General features: G+C 71.4%; 19 protein-coding genes. 12 read left to right on the top strand and 7 right to left on the bottom strand.

Annotated features, from left to right (window positions below; translation table 11 throughout):
• Window positions 1–98: 98 nt before the first annotated feature.
• The 3 genes from P8627_RS03560 to P8627_RS03570 are packed head-to-tail and all read left to right on the top strand — an operon-like array spanning window position 99 to window position 5,522.
• Window positions 99–626 carry a component of SufBCD complex gene (locus P8627_RS03560; protein ID WP_279966206.1) on the top strand — a complete coding sequence of 176 codons (528 nt, stop codon included), beginning with the start codon at window positions 99–101 and terminating at the stop codon, window positions 624–626.
• Between the two features lie 40 nt (window positions 627–666).
• The gene (gene mfd / locus P8627_RS03565) at window positions 667–4,182 is read left to right on the top strand and encodes a transcription-repair coupling factor (protein WP_279966207.1); all 3,516 of its coding nucleotides are present in this window, start codon (window positions 667–669) and stop codon (window positions 4,180–4,182) included.
• 26 nt (window positions 4,183–4,208) lie between these two features.
• Window positions 4,209–5,522 carry a cation:proton antiporter gene (locus tag P8627_RS03570; RefSeq protein WP_279966208.1) on the top strand — a complete coding sequence of 438 codons (1,314 nt, stop codon included), beginning with the start codon at window positions 4,209–4,211 and terminating at the stop codon, window positions 5,520–5,522.
• An 11-nt stretch (window positions 5,523–5,533) separates the two neighbouring features.
• On the opposite strand, the gene P8627_RS03575 is transcribed toward P8627_RS03570, so the two are convergent.
• Both P8627_RS03575 and P8627_RS03580 read right to left on the bottom strand, forming a co-directional pair.
• Complete coding sequence (locus P8627_RS03575; protein WP_279966209.1) at window positions 5,534–6,775, bottom strand: MFS transporter; 1,242 nt, start codon at window positions 6,773–6,775, stop codon at window positions 5,534–5,536.
• A gap of 17 nt (window positions 6,776–6,792) precedes the next feature.
• Window positions 6,793–7,479 (bottom strand): DsbA family oxidoreductase, encoded by a 687-nt coding sequence (locus P8627_RS03580; protein ID WP_279966210.1) that lies wholly within the window; start codon window positions 7,477–7,479, stop codon window positions 6,793–6,795.
• Window positions 7,480–7,615: 136 nt separating this feature from the next.
• Here P8627_RS03580 and P8627_RS03585 point away from each other — a divergent pair, with 136 nt between their 5' ends.
• Window positions 7,616–8,698: a sensor histidine kinase gene (locus P8627_RS03585; protein ID WP_279966211.1), complete on the top strand. Its 1,083-nt coding sequence runs from the start codon at window positions 7,616–7,618 to the stop codon at window positions 8,696–8,698.
• A 3-nt stretch (window positions 8,699–8,701) separates the two neighbouring features.
• On the opposite strand, the gene P8627_RS03590 is transcribed toward P8627_RS03585, so the two are convergent.
• The 4 genes from P8627_RS03590 to ruvC all read right to left on the bottom strand — a co-directional run bounded on the left by P8627_RS03590 (window position 8,702) and on the right by ruvC (window position 12,453).
• Complete coding sequence (locus P8627_RS03590) at window positions 8,702–10,150, bottom strand: class I adenylate-forming enzyme family protein (protein WP_279966212.1); 1,449 nt, start codon at window positions 10,148–10,150, stop codon at window positions 8,702–8,704.
• 56 nt (window positions 10,151–10,206) lie between these two features.
• A complete protein-coding gene (gene ruvB / locus P8627_RS03595) occupies window positions 10,207–11,226 on the bottom strand; it encodes a Holliday junction branch migration DNA helicase RuvB (protein ID WP_279966213.1) in 1,020 nt (339 codons plus the stop codon).
• An 88-nt stretch (window positions 11,227–11,314) separates the two neighbouring features.
• Window positions 11,315–11,953, bottom strand: a complete 639-nt coding sequence (gene ruvA / locus P8627_RS03600; RefSeq protein ID WP_279966214.1) for a Holliday junction branch migration protein RuvA — start codon at window positions 11,951–11,953, stop codon at window positions 11,315–11,317.
• Complete coding sequence (ruvC, locus tag P8627_RS03605) at window positions 11,950–12,453, bottom strand: crossover junction endodeoxyribonuclease RuvC (protein ID WP_279966215.1); 504 nt, start codon at window positions 12,451–12,453, stop codon at window positions 11,950–11,952. The genes ruvA and ruvC overlap by 4 nt, the downstream gene beginning before the upstream one ends.
• A gap of 280 nt (window positions 12,454–12,733) precedes the next feature.
• Here ruvC and P8627_RS03610 point away from each other — a divergent pair, with 280 nt between their 5' ends.
• Both P8627_RS03610 and P8627_RS03615 read left to right on the top strand, forming a co-directional pair.
• Window positions 12,734–12,931, top strand: a complete 198-nt coding sequence (locus P8627_RS03610; RefSeq protein WP_279966217.1) for a DUF1127 domain-containing protein — start codon at window positions 12,734–12,736, stop codon at window positions 12,929–12,931.
• A 130-nt stretch (window positions 12,932–13,061) separates the two neighbouring features.
• The gene (locus P8627_RS03615) at window positions 13,062–13,220 is read left to right on the top strand and encodes a DUF1127 domain-containing protein (RefSeq protein WP_279966218.1); all 159 of its coding nucleotides are present in this window, start codon (window positions 13,062–13,064) and stop codon (window positions 13,218–13,220) included.
• A 72-nt stretch (window positions 13,221–13,292) separates the two neighbouring features.
• On the opposite strand, the gene P8627_RS03620 is transcribed toward P8627_RS03615, so the two are convergent.
• Window positions 13,293–14,180, bottom strand: coding sequence for a 50S ribosomal protein L11 methyltransferase (locus P8627_RS03620; RefSeq protein WP_279966220.1), 888 nt, complete (start codon window positions 14,178–14,180; stop codon window positions 13,293–13,295).
• Window positions 14,181–14,372: 192 nt separating this feature from the next.
• Between P8627_RS03620 and P8627_RS03625 the strand changes: the two genes are divergently transcribed.
• From P8627_RS03625 to P8627_RS03650, 6 genes are all read left to right on the top strand, one after another.
• On the top strand, window positions 14,373–15,005 hold the full coding sequence (locus P8627_RS03625; RefSeq protein ID WP_279966221.1) for a hypothetical protein: 633 nt from the start codon (window positions 14,373–14,375) through the stop codon (window positions 15,003–15,005).
• Window positions 15,002–15,406: a tol-pal system-associated acyl-CoA thioesterase gene (ybgC, locus tag P8627_RS03630; protein WP_279966222.1), complete on the top strand. Its 405-nt coding sequence runs from the start codon at window positions 15,002–15,004 to the stop codon at window positions 15,404–15,406. The genes P8627_RS03625 and ybgC overlap by 4 nt, the downstream gene beginning before the upstream one ends.
• 25 nt (window positions 15,407–15,431) lie before the next feature.
• Window positions 15,432–16,190, top strand: a complete 759-nt coding sequence (locus P8627_RS03635) for a hypothetical protein (RefSeq protein ID WP_279966223.1) — start codon at window positions 15,432–15,434, stop codon at window positions 16,188–16,190.
• Window positions 16,191–16,326: 136 nt separating this feature from the next.
• Window positions 16,327–17,025, top strand: coding sequence for a protein TolQ (tolQ, locus tag P8627_RS03640; RefSeq protein WP_279966224.1), 699 nt, complete (start codon window positions 16,327–16,329; stop codon window positions 17,023–17,025).
• 3 nt (window positions 17,026–17,028) lie between these two features.
• Entirely contained in the window at window positions 17,029–17,526 is a 498-nt protein-coding gene (locus P8627_RS03645; RefSeq protein WP_279966225.1) for an ExbD/TolR family protein, read from the top strand.
• Between the two features lie 3 nt (window positions 17,527–17,529).
• On the top strand, window positions 17,530–18,708 hold the full coding sequence (locus P8627_RS03650; protein WP_279966226.1) for an energy transducer TonB: 1,179 nt from the start codon (window positions 17,530–17,532) through the stop codon (window positions 18,706–18,708).
• The last annotated feature ends 106 nt before the right edge of the window (window positions 18,709–18,814 follow it).

Consider the following 18,814-nt stretch of genomic DNA (forward strand, 5'->3'; position numbering starts at 1 on the left):
TGGTTGGCAGGACAACGCCTGCCGCACAACCGTCCGCGCGGCCTTGCAATCCGACCCGCCCCCGGGCGACATGCGCCCGGGGGCGGAAAGGACGCGGGTTGGACTTCTATTTTCTACAGACGGCGCTCGAGGTCATCGACTTCCGCTCCTTCTCGAACCTGTGGTTCTGGATCATGCTCGCGGTGCTGTGGTCGACGGCGTCGCATTGGGTTGTGGGCGTTCCCTTCGACATGGTCCGCCGCGCCGCGAAGGGGCACGAGCCGTCGCTGCGCGACATGCACGCGCTGGCCAATATCCAGTCGCGGCGGCTTCTGTTCATCGCCGACGCGACCGGGCTGATCTCGACGGGGTTCACCTTCTTCGCGATCTCGTCGCTCGCGATCCTGGGCTTCCTCTACCGGGTCGAGTTCGCGCAGGCGCTGCTCTTGCTGTTCCTGCCGATGATGGTGGTGGCCTTGCTGTCGCTGCAGACCGCGCGGCGGGTCGAGGGACTGGCGCCGCCGGACCTGGGCAACCTACTCGCCGCGCATCGTCGAAAGGTGCAGCTCGTCGGCATCCTGTCGATCTTCGTGACCTCGATGTGGGGCATGTGGACGAACCTCAACCAGTCCGTCCTGGGGGGCTGAGACCGGTTGACTCCGGGCCCCGCGCCGTTACCTGAGCGCGATGCCCGACAGCGTCGAAGCCCTGCCCCGCGCCCCTGAGCCGCTCCGCCCCCTTCCCGAGGGACATCTACGCGCGGGCGGCGCGCCCGAGGGCTACGACGCGCAGGTCGTCCTGCGCGAGCTGGATCGCGGCGGCCCGGTCGTCCACGTCGCCCGCGACGATAAGCGCGCCGAGGCCATGGCCGCAGCACTGCGCGCGCATCGCGCGGGCGTGCAGGTGCTGCGCCTGCCGGCCTGGGACGTGCTGCCCTACGACCGCGTCTCGCCGGCCGCCGAGATCAGCGCCACGCGCATGGCCACGCTGACCGCGCTGGCGCATGGGCTTTCGGGCCAGTTCGTCCTGCTGACCACGCTCTCGGCCCTGACCCAACGCATCCCGGCGCGCGCGACGCTCAAAGGCGCGGGCTTCGCCGCCCGGCTCGACCAGCGCATCGACGAGGCGGCGCTGCGCGACTTCCTCGTCCGCATGGGCTTCAGCCAGACCCCCACGGTGATGGAGCCGGGCGACTGGTCGCCCCGCGGCGGCATCATCGACATCTGGCCCCCGGGCCAGCCCGCGCCGGTGCGTCTCGATCTCTTCGGCGACACGCTGGACGGGCTGCGCCGCTTCGACCCGCTCAGCCAGCGCACCACCGACAAGCTGAAGGCAATCGAACTGGCACCGGTGTCCGAGGTGATCCTCGACGGCCCCTCGATCACCCGCTTCCGCCAGAACTACCGCATCGCCTTCGGCGCGGCGGGCACCGACGATCCGCTCTACGAGGCGGTCACCGCGGGCCGCAAGGCGCAAGGAATGGAGCATTGGCTCAGCTTCTTCCACGAGAGGCTGGAGACGCTGGCCGATTATCTGCCGGAGGCGAGCTTCGTCCTCGACGAGGCAAGCCCCGCCCACCATGCCGACCGCTGGGTGCAGATCACCGACATGTACGACGCGCGGCTCGACGCGATGAAGGCCCGCAGCCGGGTCGACAGCGTCTACAAGCCCGCGCCGCCCGACGGGCTCTACCTCTCGCCCGACGCGCTGGAGGAGGTGATGGAAGGCCGGCGCGTGCTGCACCTGTCCTCCTTCCCCGCCGCGCCGGGGCCCGGCGTGATCGACATGCAGGGCCGGGTCGGCCGCAATTTCGCGACCGAGCGGCAGATCGAGGATCTGAACCTCTTTCAGGCGCTGGCCGATTACATTGCGGAGAAGCGCGAGGAGGGCGGCGTGGTCGTCGCCAGCTATTCCGGCGGCGCGCGCGAACGGCTCGAGGGGCTGCTGCAGGATCAGGGCGTGACCGGGCTGAAGGCCGTGCGTCGGCTGGAGGAGGTCGCCCGCGGCGAGGTGGGCCTGATGATCTGGGCCCTCGATCGCGGCTTCGCGGGGCCCTACGACAAGCGCCGCCTGACGGTGATCTCGGAACAGGACGTGCTGGGCGAGCGGCTGATCCGCGGCAAGAAGAAGAAACGTCGGGCCGAGAATTACATCACCGAGGCGCAGACGCTGTCGCTGGGCGACCTCGTGGTACATGTCGATCACGGCGTGGGCCGCTTCACCGGCTTCGAGACAGTGACGGCGGCGGGCGCGCCGCATGAATGCCTGGCGCTGGAATATGCGGGCGGGGACCGGCTGTTCCTGCCGGTCGAGAATATCGAGCTGCTCAGCCGCTTCGGCGCCGAGGAGGCGATGCTCGACAAGCTGGGCAGCGGCGCCTGGCAGGCCCGCAAGGCCCGCCTGAAGGAACGCATCCGCCAGATCGCCGAGCGGCTGATGCGCATCGCGGCCGAACGCGCCATGCGCAAGGCCCCGGTGCTCGAGCCGCCGCGCGACATGGCGCACAGCTTCGCCGCCCGCTTCCCCTACGAGGAGACGGACGACCAGATGCAGGCCATCGAGGACGTCGCCGCCGACCTCAGCTCGGGCAACCCGATGGACCGGCTGGTCGTGGGCGACGTGGGCTTCGGCAAGACCGAGGTGGCGATGCGCGCGGCCTTCATCGCCGCGACCGCGGGGATGCAAGTCGCCGTCATCGCCCCCACGACGCTTCTGGCCCGGCAGCACGCGAAAAGCTTCGAGGAACGCTTCCGCGGCTTTCCCGTCAAGGTGCGGCAGCTGTCGCGCTTCGTGTCGTCGAAGCAGGCCGCCGAGACGCGCGCGGGCATCGCAGATGGCACGGTCGACATTGCCATCGGCACCCACGCGCTCCTGGCCAAGCAGGTGAAGTTCAAGGAGCTCGGCCTCCTGATCATCGACGAGGAGCAACATTTTGGCGTGACCCACAAGGAGCGCCTCAAGGAGATGCGCACCGATGTCCACGTGCTGACCCTCTCGGCCACGCCGATCCCGCGCACGCTGCAGATGTCGCTCACCGGCGTGCGCGACCTCAGCATCATCGGCACGCCGCCCGTCGACCGCCTCGCCATCCGCACCTACGTCTCCGAATTCGACGCAGTCACGGTGCGCGAGGCGCTGTTGCGCGAACACTACCGCGGCGGGCAGAGCTTCGTCGTCGTGCCCCGCATCGCGGATCTGAGCGAGATGGAGGCGTTCCTGCGCGAACAGCTCCCCGAGCTCAGCTATGTCATCGCCCACGGCCAACTCGCCGCGGGCGATCTCGACGAGCGGATGAACGCCTTCTACGACGGCAAGTATGACGTGCTGCTGTCCACCACGATCATCGAGTCGGGCATCGACATCCCCACCGCCAACACGATGGTCATCTGGCGCGCCGACATGTTCGGTCTCAGCCAACTCTACCAGATCCGCGGCCGGGTCGGCCGCTCGAAGACGCGGGCCTATGCCTATCTGACGACCAAGCCCAAGGCCAAGCTGACCCCCGCGGCCGAGCGGCGGCTGAAGGCGCTGGGCTCGATCGACGCGCTGGGCGCGGGGTTCAACATCGCCAGCCAGGATCTCGACCTGCGCGGCGGCGGCAATATCGTGGGCGAGGAGCAGTCGGGCCACATCAAGGAGGTCGGGTTCGAGCTGTACCAGACCATGCTGCAGGAAACGATCGACAAGCTGAAATCGGGTACCGCCGACCTGCCCGACGCGCTGTCCGACGACTGGTCGCCGCAGATCGCGCTGGGCGTCCCGGTCCTCATCCCCGAGGACTACGTCCCCGATCTCGACACGCGGCTGGGTCTCTACCGGCGGCTGTCCTCGCTCGAGCGCAAGGTCGAGCTGGAGGGCTTCGCCGCCGAGCTGATCGATCGCTTCGGGCCGCTGCCGCGCGAGGTGAACATCCTGATCCGGGTCGTGCGGATCAAGGCGCTGTGCAAGGCCGCGGGGATCGCGAAGCTGAACCTGGGCGACAAGGGCGCGACCGTGGAATTCCACGGCAACCGCTTCGCCCGGCCCGAGGGGCTGGTGGATTTCATCAAGTCGAAGAACGGCGCCGCCAAGATCAAGGGCGACAAGCTGGCGATCCAGCAGCCCTTCGCGGACGAGGGCGAACGGATCAAGGGCGCCTTCTCGATCGCCCGCGATCTGGCCGTCCATGCGGGCGCCGTGAAGGTGAAGGGCGAAGGCGGATGACCGCCCGCGCCCGCGGAGACTGAACGGTGGAGGCGCTGGAAATCGGGCCGCTCGACGCGCGCGACATCATCTACATGGTGACCGGCTTCGCGCTGTTCGGCCTGACGCTGCAGCCCGCGCTCGCGCGCTACAAGATCTTCAACCTGCCGCTTCTCTACGTGCTGATCGGGCTGGGCTTCGGCCTGTTCGGCACCGCGCTGCTCGATCCGCTGGGCACGTCGGTCGAGACCAAGGTGGTCGAGCACGCGGCCGAACTGATCGTGATTATCGCGCTCGCGGGCGCCGGGCTTGCCATCGACACGCCCGCCACCTGGCGCAGCTGGAACCCGACATGGCGGCTGTTGATCGTGGCGATGCCGTTGACCATCGCGGCGGTGGCCCTGATGGGCCATGGCTGGCTGGGCCTCGGCATTCCCGGCGCCCTGCTTCTGGCGGCGGCGTTGGCCCCGACCGACCCGGTGCTCGCCCGCTCGGTCCAGGTCGCGCCGCCGGGGCAGGACGAGGGCGTGATGGAGCTGGCCCTGACCGCCGAGGCGGGACTGAACGACGGGCTGGCCTTTCCCTTCGTCTGGCTGGCGATCCATGCCGCGACGCTGGGCGCGGCGCAGATGTTCGCGGGCGAGGCCTGGATCTGGGGCTGGCTGGGCTTCGACGTGCTCTACCGCGTGGCCGCGGGCGTGCTCGTGGGGCTGGGCACCGGATGGGCGCTCAGCCGGATCACCTTCTCGCGCTGGGGCGACGGCTCTCGCGGAGCGTGGAACGCGGTGGTGGTAATCCTCTCGGCGACGCTGATCTCTTATGGCGTGGCCGAGGCGGTGGACGGCTACGGCTTCCTCGCCGTCTTCCTCGCCACGCGCGCCGGCCGCTCGCGGACCCGCGGCACCGACGAGGAAGGCTACGAGAAATACGTCCATCACGGCGCCGAACAGCTCGAGGCGATCCTGCTCGCGCTGCTTCTGCTGTGGCTGGGCGTCTTCATCGGTTCGGGCGCGCTGGCCGGCGTGACGCTGGCCGAGATCGGCTTCGCGCTGGCGCTGATCCTGGTGGTCCGCCCGCTGGCGGGGCTGCTGGCGCTGGCCGGGATCGACTGCAAGGGGATCGAGCGGCGCAAGGTCGCCTTCTTCGGGATCCGCGGCATGGGATCGGTCTTCTATATCGCCTATGCCCAGACTCACGCGGATTTCGCCGATATCGACGCGGTCTGGCGCATCGCGACGCTGACAATCCTGGTCTCGATCGTGATCCACGGCTATGCCGCGAACCTGCTCCTGGAGGAGGCGGAATTCACCGAGACCCACCCCCACAAGCAAGGCGGCACCCCGGCCCGCGAAGGCGACTGAGCCCCCGGCCCCTAGCGCAGCTTCTGGCCCGCATGGGGTTCGACGAGGTCGGGCTCCTCCTCGCGCAGCGCCGTCGCCAGCCACAGGCCCACCCCCGCCGCCAGGCCCGCCCCGCCGACCAGCGGCACGGGCGTGCCGTCGAAGGCCAGCCCGATGGGCACCGCCACCGCCACGGCGAGGATCGTCGACACCGCCGAGATGACCGAGGCGGCCATGCCCGCGATATGCCCCATCGGCTGCATCGCGATGGCGTTCAGGTTGCCCACCGTCAGCCCCGCCAGCGCGAAGCTCGCGAACTGGAAGACGAAGAAGGCCGGGAAGCGCAGCACGTCCGGCAGGGCCCCGGTCGCCCAGCCGAGGACGAAGAGCGCCGAGAGCGCGAAATGCGCCCCAAGGGCCGAGCGCAGGATGACGAGCATCCCCAGCCGCCCCACGATCCGTGCGTTCAGGAAGCTGGCGCTGCCCGACAGGAGCGCGACGAGGCCGAACCAGAGCGGGAAGCTCTCGTTCTTGCCGAAGACGATGTCGTAGATCGGCTGCACGCTGGTGATGGTCGCGAAGAGCAGGCCGAAGACCAGCGTCTGCACCAGGATCGCCAGCCGGACGTTGCGATGGGCGAAGACCTCGCCGAAGGCCGCGCGCAGCGGGCCCAGCCGCAGCGGGCGCCGCCGCTCGGGCGCCAGCGTCTCGGGCTGGCGGATCGCCAGCCAGCCGCCCGAGATCAGCGAGAAGACCACGAAGGCCGCGAAGACCCCGCGCCAGCCGTAGCCCGCGATGATGAGCGAGCCGATCAGCGGCGCGATGGCGGGCACCAGCGTGAAGGTCATCATCACGAAACTCGCGACCCGCGCCATGCCCCTTCCGGCATAGAGATCGCGGATCATCGCCTGCGCCGCCACCCGCGGCCCGGCCGCGCCCAGCCCCTGCACCACGCGCGCCAGGAGGATCGCCTCCAGCGATTGCGCCAGCCCCGCCGCCGCGGCCCCCGCGCAATAGAGTGCTGCACCCGCCAGCATCACCCGCTTGCGGCCCAGCGCGTCCGACATCGGCCCCGCGAAAAGTGTGCCGAACCCCATCCCGAAGACGAAGGCCACGATCACGAGCTGCGCCGCGTTCGGGTTGTCGGGCGACAGCGCCGCGCCGATCTGCGGCAGGCCGGGCAGCATGGCATCGATCGAGAAGGCGATCGTGGCCGACAGCATCGCCATCAGCGCGACGAACTCGACCAGCGGCAGGCGCCGGGCCGTCGCCATTCCGGGCTCCGTGGTCGTCACCCGGGCCCGGTCCGGGCGTCGTCATCCGCGGAAGGCTCCGCCGCCGCGGCCGCCCGCTGGGCCGCGATCTCGTCGATCACCTGCATCCACAATTCCGGCGGCTGCGCGCCGCGCAACACGTGCTGGCCCGCCAGCACGAAGGTCGGCACGCCGGTCACGCCGCGTTCGCGGGCATGCGCGTCGCGGGCGCGGATGTCATCGGCATCGGCATCGGTCGCAAAGAGCCGCTCCAACATCGCGGCGTCCATGCCGCGCTCGGCCCCGATCTCGGTCAGCACGGCGCGGTCGCCGATATCGCGTCCCTTCTCGAAATAGGCCTGGAAAAGGGCGGTGGCGACCGGGGTCTGGCGCCCCTCGAGCCCCGCCCAATGGATCAGCCGGTGGGCGTCGAGCGTGTTGGGCGTGCGCGCGATGGCGCCGAAATCGATCTGCAGCCCGGCCGCCTCGGCGGCTTCGACCACCGGCGCATAGGCGCGCACGGCGCCCGCCTGCCCGCCGAACTTGGCCTCGAGATATTCGCGCCGGTCCATGCCCTCGGGCGGCATGTCGGGATTGAGCTGGAAGGGATGCCATTCCAGCGCCAGCCCGTGGTCGGGCCGGGCCTCCAGCGCGCGAAACAGGTTGGCGCGGCCGATATGGCACCATGGACAAATCGGGTCCGACAGGATGTCGAGCTTGACCATGGAGGCCTCCGCGCAGGTCGCGACGGCACGGGCCGCGCGTCGCAGGCCCCGGTTACGCCAATTCCTCGCGCTTGCCAAACCCTTGGCAGCATGAGATTGACCGGCCCTGCCATTATTTCCGCACGGATGATCTGCCATGCGCATCGCCACGCCCGAAACGGGAAGCCTGTTCTCCTCCGGGCCCGTCGCCGAAACCGACTGGTTCGCCCTGGCCCCCGAAGCCGGCGGCGTCGGCCGCTACGTGCTCGACCTCGACAGCGGCATAGCCGAAATGGATCTGGTCGGGCGCCGCATGACCGGCCTGTCCACGCTGCCGATGAGCTTCCCGGTCGCCGATTTCCTCGAACGGATCGTCGAGGAGGATCGCGTCGTCGTCGCCGAGGCGATCGAGCGGTCGCGCGAGACCGGCGCGCGCTATGACGTGCCCTACCGCTTCGAGCGTCCCGACGGCGAGATGGTCTGGCTGTCGGGCCATGGCCGCCCGGTGCAGGGTAGCGACGGGCGCACGATGCTGGTCGGCGTGGTCTACGACATCACCGCCAGCCGCGTGGCGCAGGAACGCGCCGAGCTTCTGGCCGGCGAAATGGGCCACCGCATCAAGAACATCTTCTCGCTGGTCCAGGGCATGTTCTTCATGGCCGCGCGTAGCTCGGACACGCGCGACGGGCTGATCGAGGCCTATTCCGGCCGGCTGCGCGCCCTGGCCGACGTGAACACGCTGACCTTCTCGGGCGAGGACCGGCGGGTGGATCTGGGCGACATGGTCTCCATGACGCTCGGCCCGATGGTCCAGGGCGGCCAGATCCGGACCGACCTGACCGAGGATTTTGCGCTCAACGCCACGGCGGCGCAGACCGTCGTCCTGGCGCTGAACGAGCTGATGACCAACGCCGTCAAGCATGGCGCGCTCTCCGCCGAGGGCGGGACGGTCGATCTGGCGATCAAGGTCGATCCGCGCGATTTCGTCCTGTCCTGGCACGAGCACGCGCCCTTCGCGGTGACCGCGCCCGAAAAGCCCTCGGGCTTCGGCATGCGCGTGCTGCGGCAGATGACCAAGGCCACGTTCGACGGTGATCCGGAATTCGACTGGACGCCGACCGGCCTGCGGTTCCAATGCACCTGGTCCTCCGAGGAGATGGCCTGGAAGAAGGGCGGCCGCTATGCCGACCGCGTGGTCGAGCAGGCCGTCGACGCCGCCCGCCCTCGCGACGCGGGCTGAGGCTCAGGCCAGCTTCGAGCGGATCAGCTTGCCGTTGGCGTTGCGCGGCAGGGCGTCGCGGCGCAGCCAGATACGCGGGCGCTTGTACTCAGCGAGATGGGCGGCGGCATGGGCGCGGGCCGCGTCCTCGTCGAGGGCCGCGCCCACGTAATAGGCGGCGAGGACGCGCGCCCCGCTCGCGACCGTGATCTCTCCCACGGCAAGGTCGCGCACCGGCAGGCCCGCGAGCGCCGCCTCCACCTCCTGCGGGCTGATGCGGAAGCCGCCGGGGTTCAGGAGATCATCCGTCCGCCCCTCATGCACCATCGCGCCATCGGGCCGCACCCGGACCCGGTCGCCGGTGTCGAACCACTCTCCCGCCAGGGGCTCGGGCGCGCCGCCCTGCCAATAGCCCAGCATCAGCCCCGGATCGGAGGCATGGACCTGCAGGTGCCCGTCCACGACCCGCAGCCGGCGACCGGGCTGCGGATAACCCGCCGTGCCTTCGGGCGCGGGCCGGGCGGGCGAGCCGGAGAGATAGGTCGAGCATTCCGACATCCCCAGCGCCTCGTGGATGTCGGTCCCCGTCCGCGCCCGCCATTCGGCGCGCAGCGCGGGCGGAAGCGCCTCGCCCGCTGACAGGCCGTGGCGCAGCGCCGGCATCGCGGGCAGGTCCTCGCGCAGCAGCCGACGATAGATCCCCGGCGCCGCGGCGAAGATCGTCGCGCGCTCCGCCGCGATCATCCGGCCGAGATCGGCCGGCGACGCGCCCGGCGGCGGCACGATCGCCGTCGCGCCGATGGCCCAGGGATCCATCAGCCCGGTGCCCAGCGTGAAGGTCCAGTTGAAGGCCCCGGCATGCAGCATCCGGTCGTCTTCGCGCAGCCCGTACCAGCCCTCCCACATCATCCGCCGCGCCAGCACCGCGCGATGGGCATGGGCCACCGCCTTGGGCGCCCCGCCCGATCCGGACGTGAAGACGATATAGCCCAGCCGGTCCGCCGGCCCCCGCACCCAATCCGCCACGGGCAGCGCCGCGGCGTCCAGATCGGTGGCCATGACGGCATCCGGCCCCTCGGGCAGGGCGATCCCGGGCTCGGCCACGACCAGCGCCGCCTCGACGCGCGCCGCCAGCCCCGTCACCTCGCCCGCCGTCAGCCCGGCCGCCGTGGGCACGGGCACCAGCCCCGCGGCGATGGCGGCGAGATAGGTGACGGGGAAATCGGGCGAATTGCCCAGCCGCAGCAGGACCCGGGCGCCCTGCGCGAGCCCCAGCGCTGCCAGGCCGCCCGCGCGCCGCGCCACCGCGCGGGCCAGGTCGGCATGGGACCACGCCACCTGCCCGGGCACGATCAGCGCCGGATGCTCCGGCCGCGCCCGCCCCGCCGCCAGGACATAGGCGGCCAGGTTGAACCGGTCGGGGTTCATCTCGTCATCCGCTGTCACGAAGCCAATGTCCTCAAGGCCTGTCATCCTCTGGCCGGGAATCCCTCCGAGGGGTTCCAAAAAGCGGCAGGCGGCCCCAGCCCTCACTCGAACAGATCGCCCTCGCGGCGCGGCGCGTCCAGCCCCAGATGCGCCCAGCCCTTCTGCGCGAGCATCCGCCCGCGCGGGGTGCGCGCGATCAGGCCCTGTTGCAGCAGGAACGGCTCGATCACCTCCTCCAGCGCGTCGCGGCTTTCCGACAGGGCGGCGGCCAGCGTCTCGATCCCCACGGGCCCGCCGCCGTAATTCTCGGCCATCAGACCCAGATAGCGGCGGTCGGCGCCGTCGAGCCCGAGGTGATCCACGCCCAGCCGCGTCAGCGCGTTGTCGGCAATCGCGCGGGTGACCTGCCCGTCGCCCTCGACCACGGCGAAATCGACCACCCGGCGCAGCAGCCGCCCGGCGATGCGCGGCGTGCCGCGGGCGCGGCGCGCGATCTCCTGCGCGCCTTCCTCCGATGCGGGCGCCCCCATCAGCCGCGCGCCGCGGGTCACGATCTGGTGCAGCTCCGGCACGGTGTAGAATTGCAGCCGCGTCGGGATGCCGAACCGGTCGCGCAGGGGCGTGGTCAGCAGGCCCAGCCGGGTTGTCGCGCCGACCAGCGTGAAGGGCTGCAGGTCGATGCGCACCGTCCTCGCCGCCGGACCTTCGCCGATGACGAGGTCCAGCGCGAAATCCTCGAGCGCGGGATAGAGCACCTCCTCCACCGCCGGGTTCAGGCGGTGGATCTCGTCGATGAAGAGCACGTCCCGCGCCTCGAGATTGGTCAGGATCGCGGCGAGGTCGCCCGCCTTGGCAAGCACCGGGCCCGAGGTCATCCGGAATCCCACGCCCAGCTCGCGCGCCATGATCTGCGCCAGCGTCGTCTTGCCTAGGCCCGGCGGTCCGTGGAACAGCACGTGATCCATCGCCTCGCCGCGCCGCCGCGCGCTCTCGATGAAGACGCGCAGATTGGCCCGCGCCTCCGCCTGGCCGATGAACTCGTCCAGCACCTGCGGCCGCAGCGCCCGGTCATCGGGCACGGCATCCGGCGCGGCGGGGTCGAGAAGGGGGTCGCGGTCCATCACGGCGCGGCTGTGGCACGGGGCGCGGTCGGAGACCAGCCCCTCGCCCCCGTCGGCACGGCGCGGCCTCGGGTCAGGCCCATCCGCATCACTCCCCCGGCGCCAGGCGCTTCAGCGCGGCGCGGATCAGCGTGGCGGTGTCGCCCGCTTCATCGGCGGATTCGGCCACGGCGCGGGCGGCGTCCACCGGGGCGTAGCCGAGATTGGCCAGCGCGGAGAGCGCTTCCGCTTGCGCGCCAGCGTGTTTCGGCGGTGTGGGGGCGGCGGGCGCGTCACCGGGGGCGGTCTCGACCAGCGGATCCTCGGCGGCGCCCATCGCCATCAGGGCCGGCGCCTTGCCCTTCAGCTCGAGGACCACACGCTGCGCGATCTTCGGGCCGACGCCGGGCGCGGCCTTCACCGCCGCCGCATCGCCCAGCGCGATGGCGCGCGACACGCCGTCCGCGCCCAGCGTTCCGAGGATCGCAAGCGACCCCTTCGCCCCGATCCCCTGCACCGAGGTCAGGAGCCGGTGCCATTCCCGCTCCTGCACCGTCAGGAAGCCGAAAAGCTGCAGCAGGTCCTCGCGCACCAGAAGCTCGGTCCAGAGGGCGCAGGGCGATTTCAAGGGCGGCAACGCGGCCAGCGTGCGGTCGGAGACATGCACGACATAGCCCACGCCGCCCACATCCAGCAGGATGTGATCGGCGCCCTTGTGGTCCAGCCGTCCGGTCAGCCGTCCGATCACGCGCGCGCTCCGATGGCGGCCGCCAGCCGGCCCGCGCTTTGCAGGTGGAAAGCGTGGCACAGCGCGATGGCCAGCGCGTCGGCCGCATCGGCGCTGTCGGGGGCGCAGCCGGGCAGCTGCATCTTCACCATATGCGCGATCTGGTCCTTGCCCGCGTGGCCCACGCCGACTACCGCCTTCTTGACGGCGTTGGGGGCGTATTCGCCGACCGCCAGCCCCGCTTGCGCGGGCACCAGCATGGCGATGCCGCGCGCCTGGCCCAGCTTGAGCGTGCTCTGCCCGCCGGCATTGACGAAGGTCTGTTCGACCGCCGCCGCGTCGGGGCGGTGGGTGGCCAGAACCGCCGAGAGCAGGCCGTGCAGCGACAGGAGCCGCGCGCCCATCCCCTCGCCCTCGGGGCGGCAGGTGCCGTTGGCGACGTGGCGCAGGCGCGCGCCGTCGGTTTCGATCACGCCCCAGCCGCAGGCCCGAAGCCCCGGATCGATCCCCATCACGCGCATCTGCCCTGCCCCGATGTTCCTCGTTTGTATCAGGCTAGCATGCCGAATCCGACAGGGCCAGCGCGCTGTCAGCCACCGCCCCCGGCAGCGGCGCGATAGCCACCTTGGGACCGGGCGATACCGCACCCCGCCGGGTTCGCATGCTGCTATGCAGAAAGCGCATGACGGGCATGTCTGCTTACCAATTGTGCAGTATGAAAACCGGCCCTACCTGCAGTCCATCCAAGGGCGGCCCGATGGCCGTCCAGCGCCCCACCCGCTTCGACACAGGATATCCGCCATGGCCAGCTTCGACACCTTCAACACCGCCCGCCCCGCCCTGCCGACCACCGGCCTGTTCTCGGCCCTTCTCGGCCGCGTCGTGGCGTGGAACGACCGCCGCGTGACGGTCAAGATGCTCTCCAAGCTGACCGACCGCGAGCTGCGCGACATCGGCCTGGAGCGCGGCGATATCGACGCCTTCGCCGCCCGCGGCTGAACCCCGCCGCATCGTGGATGCTGCTATGCAGCATCCGCAGCGGTGCCTTGCAGATCCGGCAATTGTCGGCACCCCCGGCCGGGGCCATCTCCTGAAGCGAGCGCAACGCTCGCATCCAAGGAGATACGACATGACCGAGATCAGGAACGCCCTCGCCGCCGCCCTCTCGGGCAAGCTGGCCGATTGGAGCCGCCGCCGCGCCGTGCGCCGCGACCTCTACCGGCTGGACGAGAGATCGCTGGAGGATATCGGCTTCAATCGCGCCGATGTCGACATCCGCTTCGGCTGACGCGGCCCCCAATCCAACAATGCCTTGCGCGCCCGTCCTCCTCCCGAGGCGGGCGCGCTTTCGTTCGGGGCCTCAGCCGCGGCGCAGCGTCAGAGTAGTCCAGTCGCCCAGCTCGCGCCGGGCCGCCAGCGCGAAGCCCGCCGCGTCATAGGCGGCGATCACGTCCTCGGCCTGAGGATTGAGGATGCCCGACAGGATCGCGTGGCCGCCCGACGCCGCGGCACGCGCCATGGCGGGCGCGAGCTCGATCAAGGGGCCCTTCAGGATATTCGCGAAGATCAGGTCGAACGGCCCGGCGAGATCCGGATGGTCGAAGCCCGCCGCCTCGACGCAGGTGACGCGGCCCGCCATGCCGTTGACCCGCAGGTTGGCCTCGGCCACCTCGACGGCCACCGCGTCGATATCGGAGGCGACGACGGGCGCATCGGGCCAGACCCGCGCCGCCGCCATCGCCAGAACCGCCGTCCCCGCCCCGATATCGGCCACGGGGCCGGGGGCCAGCCCGTCCTGCAGCAGCGCCTCTAAGGCCAGAAGGCAGCCCTGCGTGGTGCCGTGATGGCCGGTACCGAAGGCCATCGCCGCCTCGATCAGCAGCGCGACGCGGTCATCGGGCACCCGGTCGGCATCGTGGCTGCCATAGACGAAGAAGCGCCCAGCCTCGACGGGCTGCAGCTCGCGGCGCACATGGGCGACCCAGTCGGTGGGCGGCAGTTCCGAGACGGCGAAAGGCCTCGCGCCGAAGGCCGCGGCCAGCAGCGCCAGCGCCGTGTCGTCGGGCGCCGCGGCGAAATAGCCGCCGACTTCCCAGAGGCCCGAGCCGTCCTCAATCTCGAAGACGCCCACGCCGTCGGGGGCGGGATCCATCTCCTCCATCGCGGCGCCAAGACGCTCGGCGCGGTCGCGGTCGGGCAGCGTCGTCAGCGCGGTCCAGCTGGCGGGGGTGACGTGGTCGTCGGACATGCGGGGGCTCCGGGCTGCGGGCGGGATCGGCCTGCCCATGAGCCGCGGCGCCGGTCGGGTCAAGGCCGCGGGCGGCAGCCGGGCGTCCCGTCCCATCGCGTGAAACACCGCGCGCCAGTGCCGCCCCGTCTTGCACGAGACCGCCGGGGCGCCGGTCTGGCCTCCGCCATCCGGGCATGGCATCCCCGCCCCATGACACCGCTCGACCCGCAAGCCGTCTCGGCGCTCTTCACCCGCGCCGACGGCGCGTTCCTCTTCGCCCGCTGGGGGCGCCCCATCGCGCCCGTCGTCTTCGGCGTGACCGACGAGACGGTCGCCGTGCTCAAGGGCGCGATCGAGGCGCTCTGCGTGCTGACCGGCCACAAGATGGCCGAGACCGATCCCGAGCTGGGCGCCAACCTCATGGTGTTTTTCCTGCGCGACTGGGACGAGCTGCCGGCGACGCCCAATCTCGACCGGCTGGTACCCGGGCTGGGCCCGCTGGTCGCGCGCTTGAAGGCGGCCGAGGCCAACCAGTATCGCATCTTCCGCTTCGACGACGCGGGGGCGATCAAGGCCTGTTTCTCGTTCATCCGGATGGACGAGCATCTCGGCCAGGTCCCCGCCGATACGCTGGCGCTGAACCAGATGGTGCAGGCGCATCTTCTGTGGTCCGACACGGCCTTTACCGACGCTTCGCCGCTGGCGATGGTCGAAGGCCACGCGGTGCTGCGTCCCGACATCGCCGACCTGATGCGCGCGGCCTATGACCCGGTGCTTCCCGCGATGGCGCAGGACCCGGCCCATGCGCTGCGCCTGGCCGCCCGGCTGGGGCGCGCGCAATGAGCGTCCATCGCTGGCCGCTGCGCGTCTATTACGAGGATGTCGACCTGGCGGGCATCGTCTATTACGCCAACTACCTGCGCTTCATCGAGCGCGCCCGCTCCGAGATGGTGCGCGAGGCGGGGATCGACCAGGCGGCGATGCGCGCCGCGGGCGTGGTCTTCGCCGTCAGCCGCGTCGAGGCGGATTACCGCAGGCCCGCCCGCTACGACGACCACCTGCTGGTCGAGACCCGGCTGGTGTCGCGCACGGCGGCGCGGTTCGTCATGGCCCAGCGCGTGTTGCGGGGCGAGGAGACGCTCTTCGCCGCGGAGGTCACCATCGTAAGCATGAGCCTCGACGGCCGCCCCTGCCGGTTGCCCCGCGCGGTCGCGGAAATGCCGTTGGCGGATACGGTGCCTTAACCCACGGGCGGGCAGGTTGCCCGCGATGAAACGCCGATTTCCCAAACTTCTTCTGGTCCGGGGCCTCGCGCTCGTGGTGGCGCTCTGCTCGGGCTGGCTGCTGGCGCATCATTTCGCGCTCTCGGCCGCCCGCGCTGCGCAGCCCGTCCCGGCTCCGCAGGCGCCCCCGGCGACGCCCCGCCCGCCCTCGCCCATATCCGCACCGCGTCCCGCTCTGCGCCAGCCGCCGCCCGCGCCCGCACCTGTGCCCAATCCGGTCGCGCTGCGCCCGCCCGGGTGGCGCGTGCTGGAGGAGGCGGCCGCCTTCTCGGGGCTGTGCAACGTGTTCCTGTCGGTGCCGAGCGGCGCACCGCTGACCTGCGGGCCGCGCCGGCGTGCGACGCTGTTCCTGCGCTGCCTCGAGGACCGGACCGCGGCCTATGTCGCGCATGACTGCCAGACGCCCGGCGGCGCGGAGGGCTGGCCCGTCGGCCTGCGCCTCGACGCGGGAGAGCCGCGCGTGGCGATGCTGGATGTCGACCGGCGGGGCGAGGCCTTCGGCCATTGGGACTATCGCGGCGCGCGCGAATTCATCGAGAGCCTTCTGGGGGCCGAGCGGCTGCATCTGCGCTTCACCGACGGGTCGGGCACGACCGAGCGCGTCACCTTTCCCGTCGCCGATCTTGCGGCCCCGCTGGCCCGCCTGGCCGCCGCCTGCCATTGGTCCGAGGTGCCGCCCTGGGCGGCCGCATCGGACGCGCCGGGCGGCCCCCAGGCGGCCGCCGATCCGCGTCCCGGCCCCTGATCACAAGGCCGCGATCAGCCCGCGCGACATTCCGCCGAACCCCTGATCGCCCTCGCCATCCGACTTCCCATCTGCTAGCTTGCTTCGCAATGACGGCGGCGCGAAACGCCGCGATACGAAAGGACGGGCAGTCCACATGGAGACGGAAGTTCTGGCAGCCGCCAGCGAGATCGATTTCTCGCTATGGGCGCTGTTCTGGCGCGCGACCTTCATCGTGAAGGTGGTGATGGTGATGCTGTTCGCGGCCTCGATCTGGGTCTGGGCGGTGCTCTTGCAGAAGATCGTGCAGTTCCGCCGCGCCAAGTCGCGCGCCGCCGCCTTCGACCGCGCCTTCTGGTCGGGCGAGCCGCTGGACGAGCTCTACGACCAGATCGGCGACCGGCCCTCCTCGGCCTCGGAACGGATCTTCGCGGCGGCGATGTCGGAATGGAACCGCAGCCACCGCGACGATGGCGGGCTGATCGCGGGCGCGCAGGCGCGGATCGACCGCACAATGGACGTGGCCATCGCCAAGGAGCGCGACCGCCTGACCAGCGGCCTGACCTTCCTGGCCACCGTGGGCTCGACCGGGCCCTTCGTAGGCCTGTTCGGCACGGTCTGGGGCATCAAGCACGCCTTCGAGCAGATCGCCATCAGCCAGAACACCAACCTCGCCGTCGTGGCGCCGGGCATCGCCGAAGCGCTGCTGGCGACGGGCCTGGGCCTTCTGGCCGCGATCCCGGCGGTGGTGTTCTACAACAAGCTCAGCCGCGACGCCGACCGCATCACCGGCAACTACGAAGCCTTCGCCGACGAGTTCGCCACCATCCTGTCGCGCCAGCTGGACGCGGCCTGAGCGATGGGCGCGGGCACGGTTCAGCCCGGCGGCGGCGGCAATACCGGCCGCAGGCGGCGCGGTGCCCGCCGCGCCGCGCCGATGTCCGAGATCAACGTCACGCCCTTCGTCGACGTGATGCTGGTGCTTCTGATCATCTTCATGGTGGCCGCCCCGCTCCTGACAGCGGGCGTGCCGATCGAGCTGCCCGAGACCGCCGCCGCCCCCCTGCCGCAAGAGCAGGAGGAGCCGCTCGCGCTGACCGTCGCCGCCGATGGCCGCGTACTGATCGGCGCCACCGAGGTGGCCCGCGACGAGCTGCTGCCCCGCCTGCGGGCGATCGCGGGCGAGCGGCAGGGCGACAAGGTCTTCCTGCGCGCCGACGGCGGCGTCCCCTATGGCGAGGTCATGGTCGTCATGGGCGCGCTGAACGCCGGCGGCTTTCGCAATATCGGGCTGGTCACCGATCCGGGCGGGCCGGCGCTGGATGGCACCGCACCGGACGCGCCGGACGGGAACTGAGCCGTGGAGCGGCGCACGGCCCTGGCCGTCTCAGGCACCGCGCATGCGGGGCTGATCGTCTGGGCGCTGATCGGCGGCCTGTTCGACCCGGTGCGGGACGAGGACACGATCGCCGTGGCCGAGGTGTCGGTGATTTCTGCGGCGGAGTTCGACGCGCTGATCTCGGCCGTGCCCGAGGCCGAGACGCCGGTGCCCACAGCGCTCGTCGCCCCCGCCGACCCGGCGCCCGAGGCGCTGGCGCCCGCCCCCGCGCCCGAGACCGCGCCGCAGACCGCGCAGCCCGAGGCCCCGCAGGCCGCGCCGCCCGACGCCAATCCCGATGTCAGCGCCCTGACCCCGCCGCCGCCGACCGAGGTCGCGCCCGAGACGCCCGATGCGCCCGCCGCCCCCGCCGAGGCGCCCGACGCGCCGGTCAGCGACAGCCCCGCGCCGCGCGCCGCGCCGCGCGTGGCGGCCACGCCCGCCCCCGCGCCGCCGCCCCTGACCGAGACCGCGCCGGTGGTCGAGGCGCAGCCCGCCCCGGCCGAGAGTGCCGAGCCCGTGCAGCCCGCCGAGACCCCTGCCGCCCCCGAGGAGGCCGCGCCGGTGATCGTCACCGAGGCCGACACGCCCTCGGCCGCGCCCGAGCGGTCGCTTCGCCCGAACCGCCGCCCCGCGCGGCCCGAGCCAGTCGTCGTGGCCAGCGCCGAGACGGCGGAACCCGAGACACCGGCCCCGGCCACAGAGCCCGCCGCCCAGCCCGCGGAGACGCCCGCCGAGGCCCCCGCCGAAGACCCGCTCGCCGCCGCCATCGCCGGCGCGGTGGCCGATGCCATCGCGACCCCCGCCCCGGCGCCTTCGGCCCCCGCCGGCCCGCCGCTCAGCGAGGGCGAGCGCGATGGCTTCCGCCTCGCCGTGCAGGCCTGCTGGAATCTCGGCGCGGTCTCGACCGAAGTGCTCAACACCATCGTGACTGTGGGCTTCGAGATGACGCGCGACGGCTTTCCGCGCTCGAACACGATCCGCGTCGTGTCGTCCTCGGGCGGCTCGCCCACCTCGACGCAGGTCGCGCTGGAGAAGGCGCGCAACGCGATACTCGAATGCGCCCGCCGCGAGCGCGGCTTCAAGCTGCCGGCCGAGAAATACGAACAGTGGCGCGAGGTCGAGATCACCTTCGATCCCACGAGCATGCGGCTGAGATGACGCTGCTATCGCATATCGCGGGTCCCCCGCGGCAGGGCCGGGCGAAGCTTCGCCCGAATCCGTCAGCCGCGGGCGACCCATTGAGAAACCCGGACGTTCCCGCATT

Source organism: Jannaschia sp. GRR-S6-38 (assembly GCF_029853695.1).
GTDB lineage: Bacteria > Pseudomonadota > Alphaproteobacteria > Rhodobacterales > Rhodobacteraceae > Jannaschia > Jannaschia ovalis.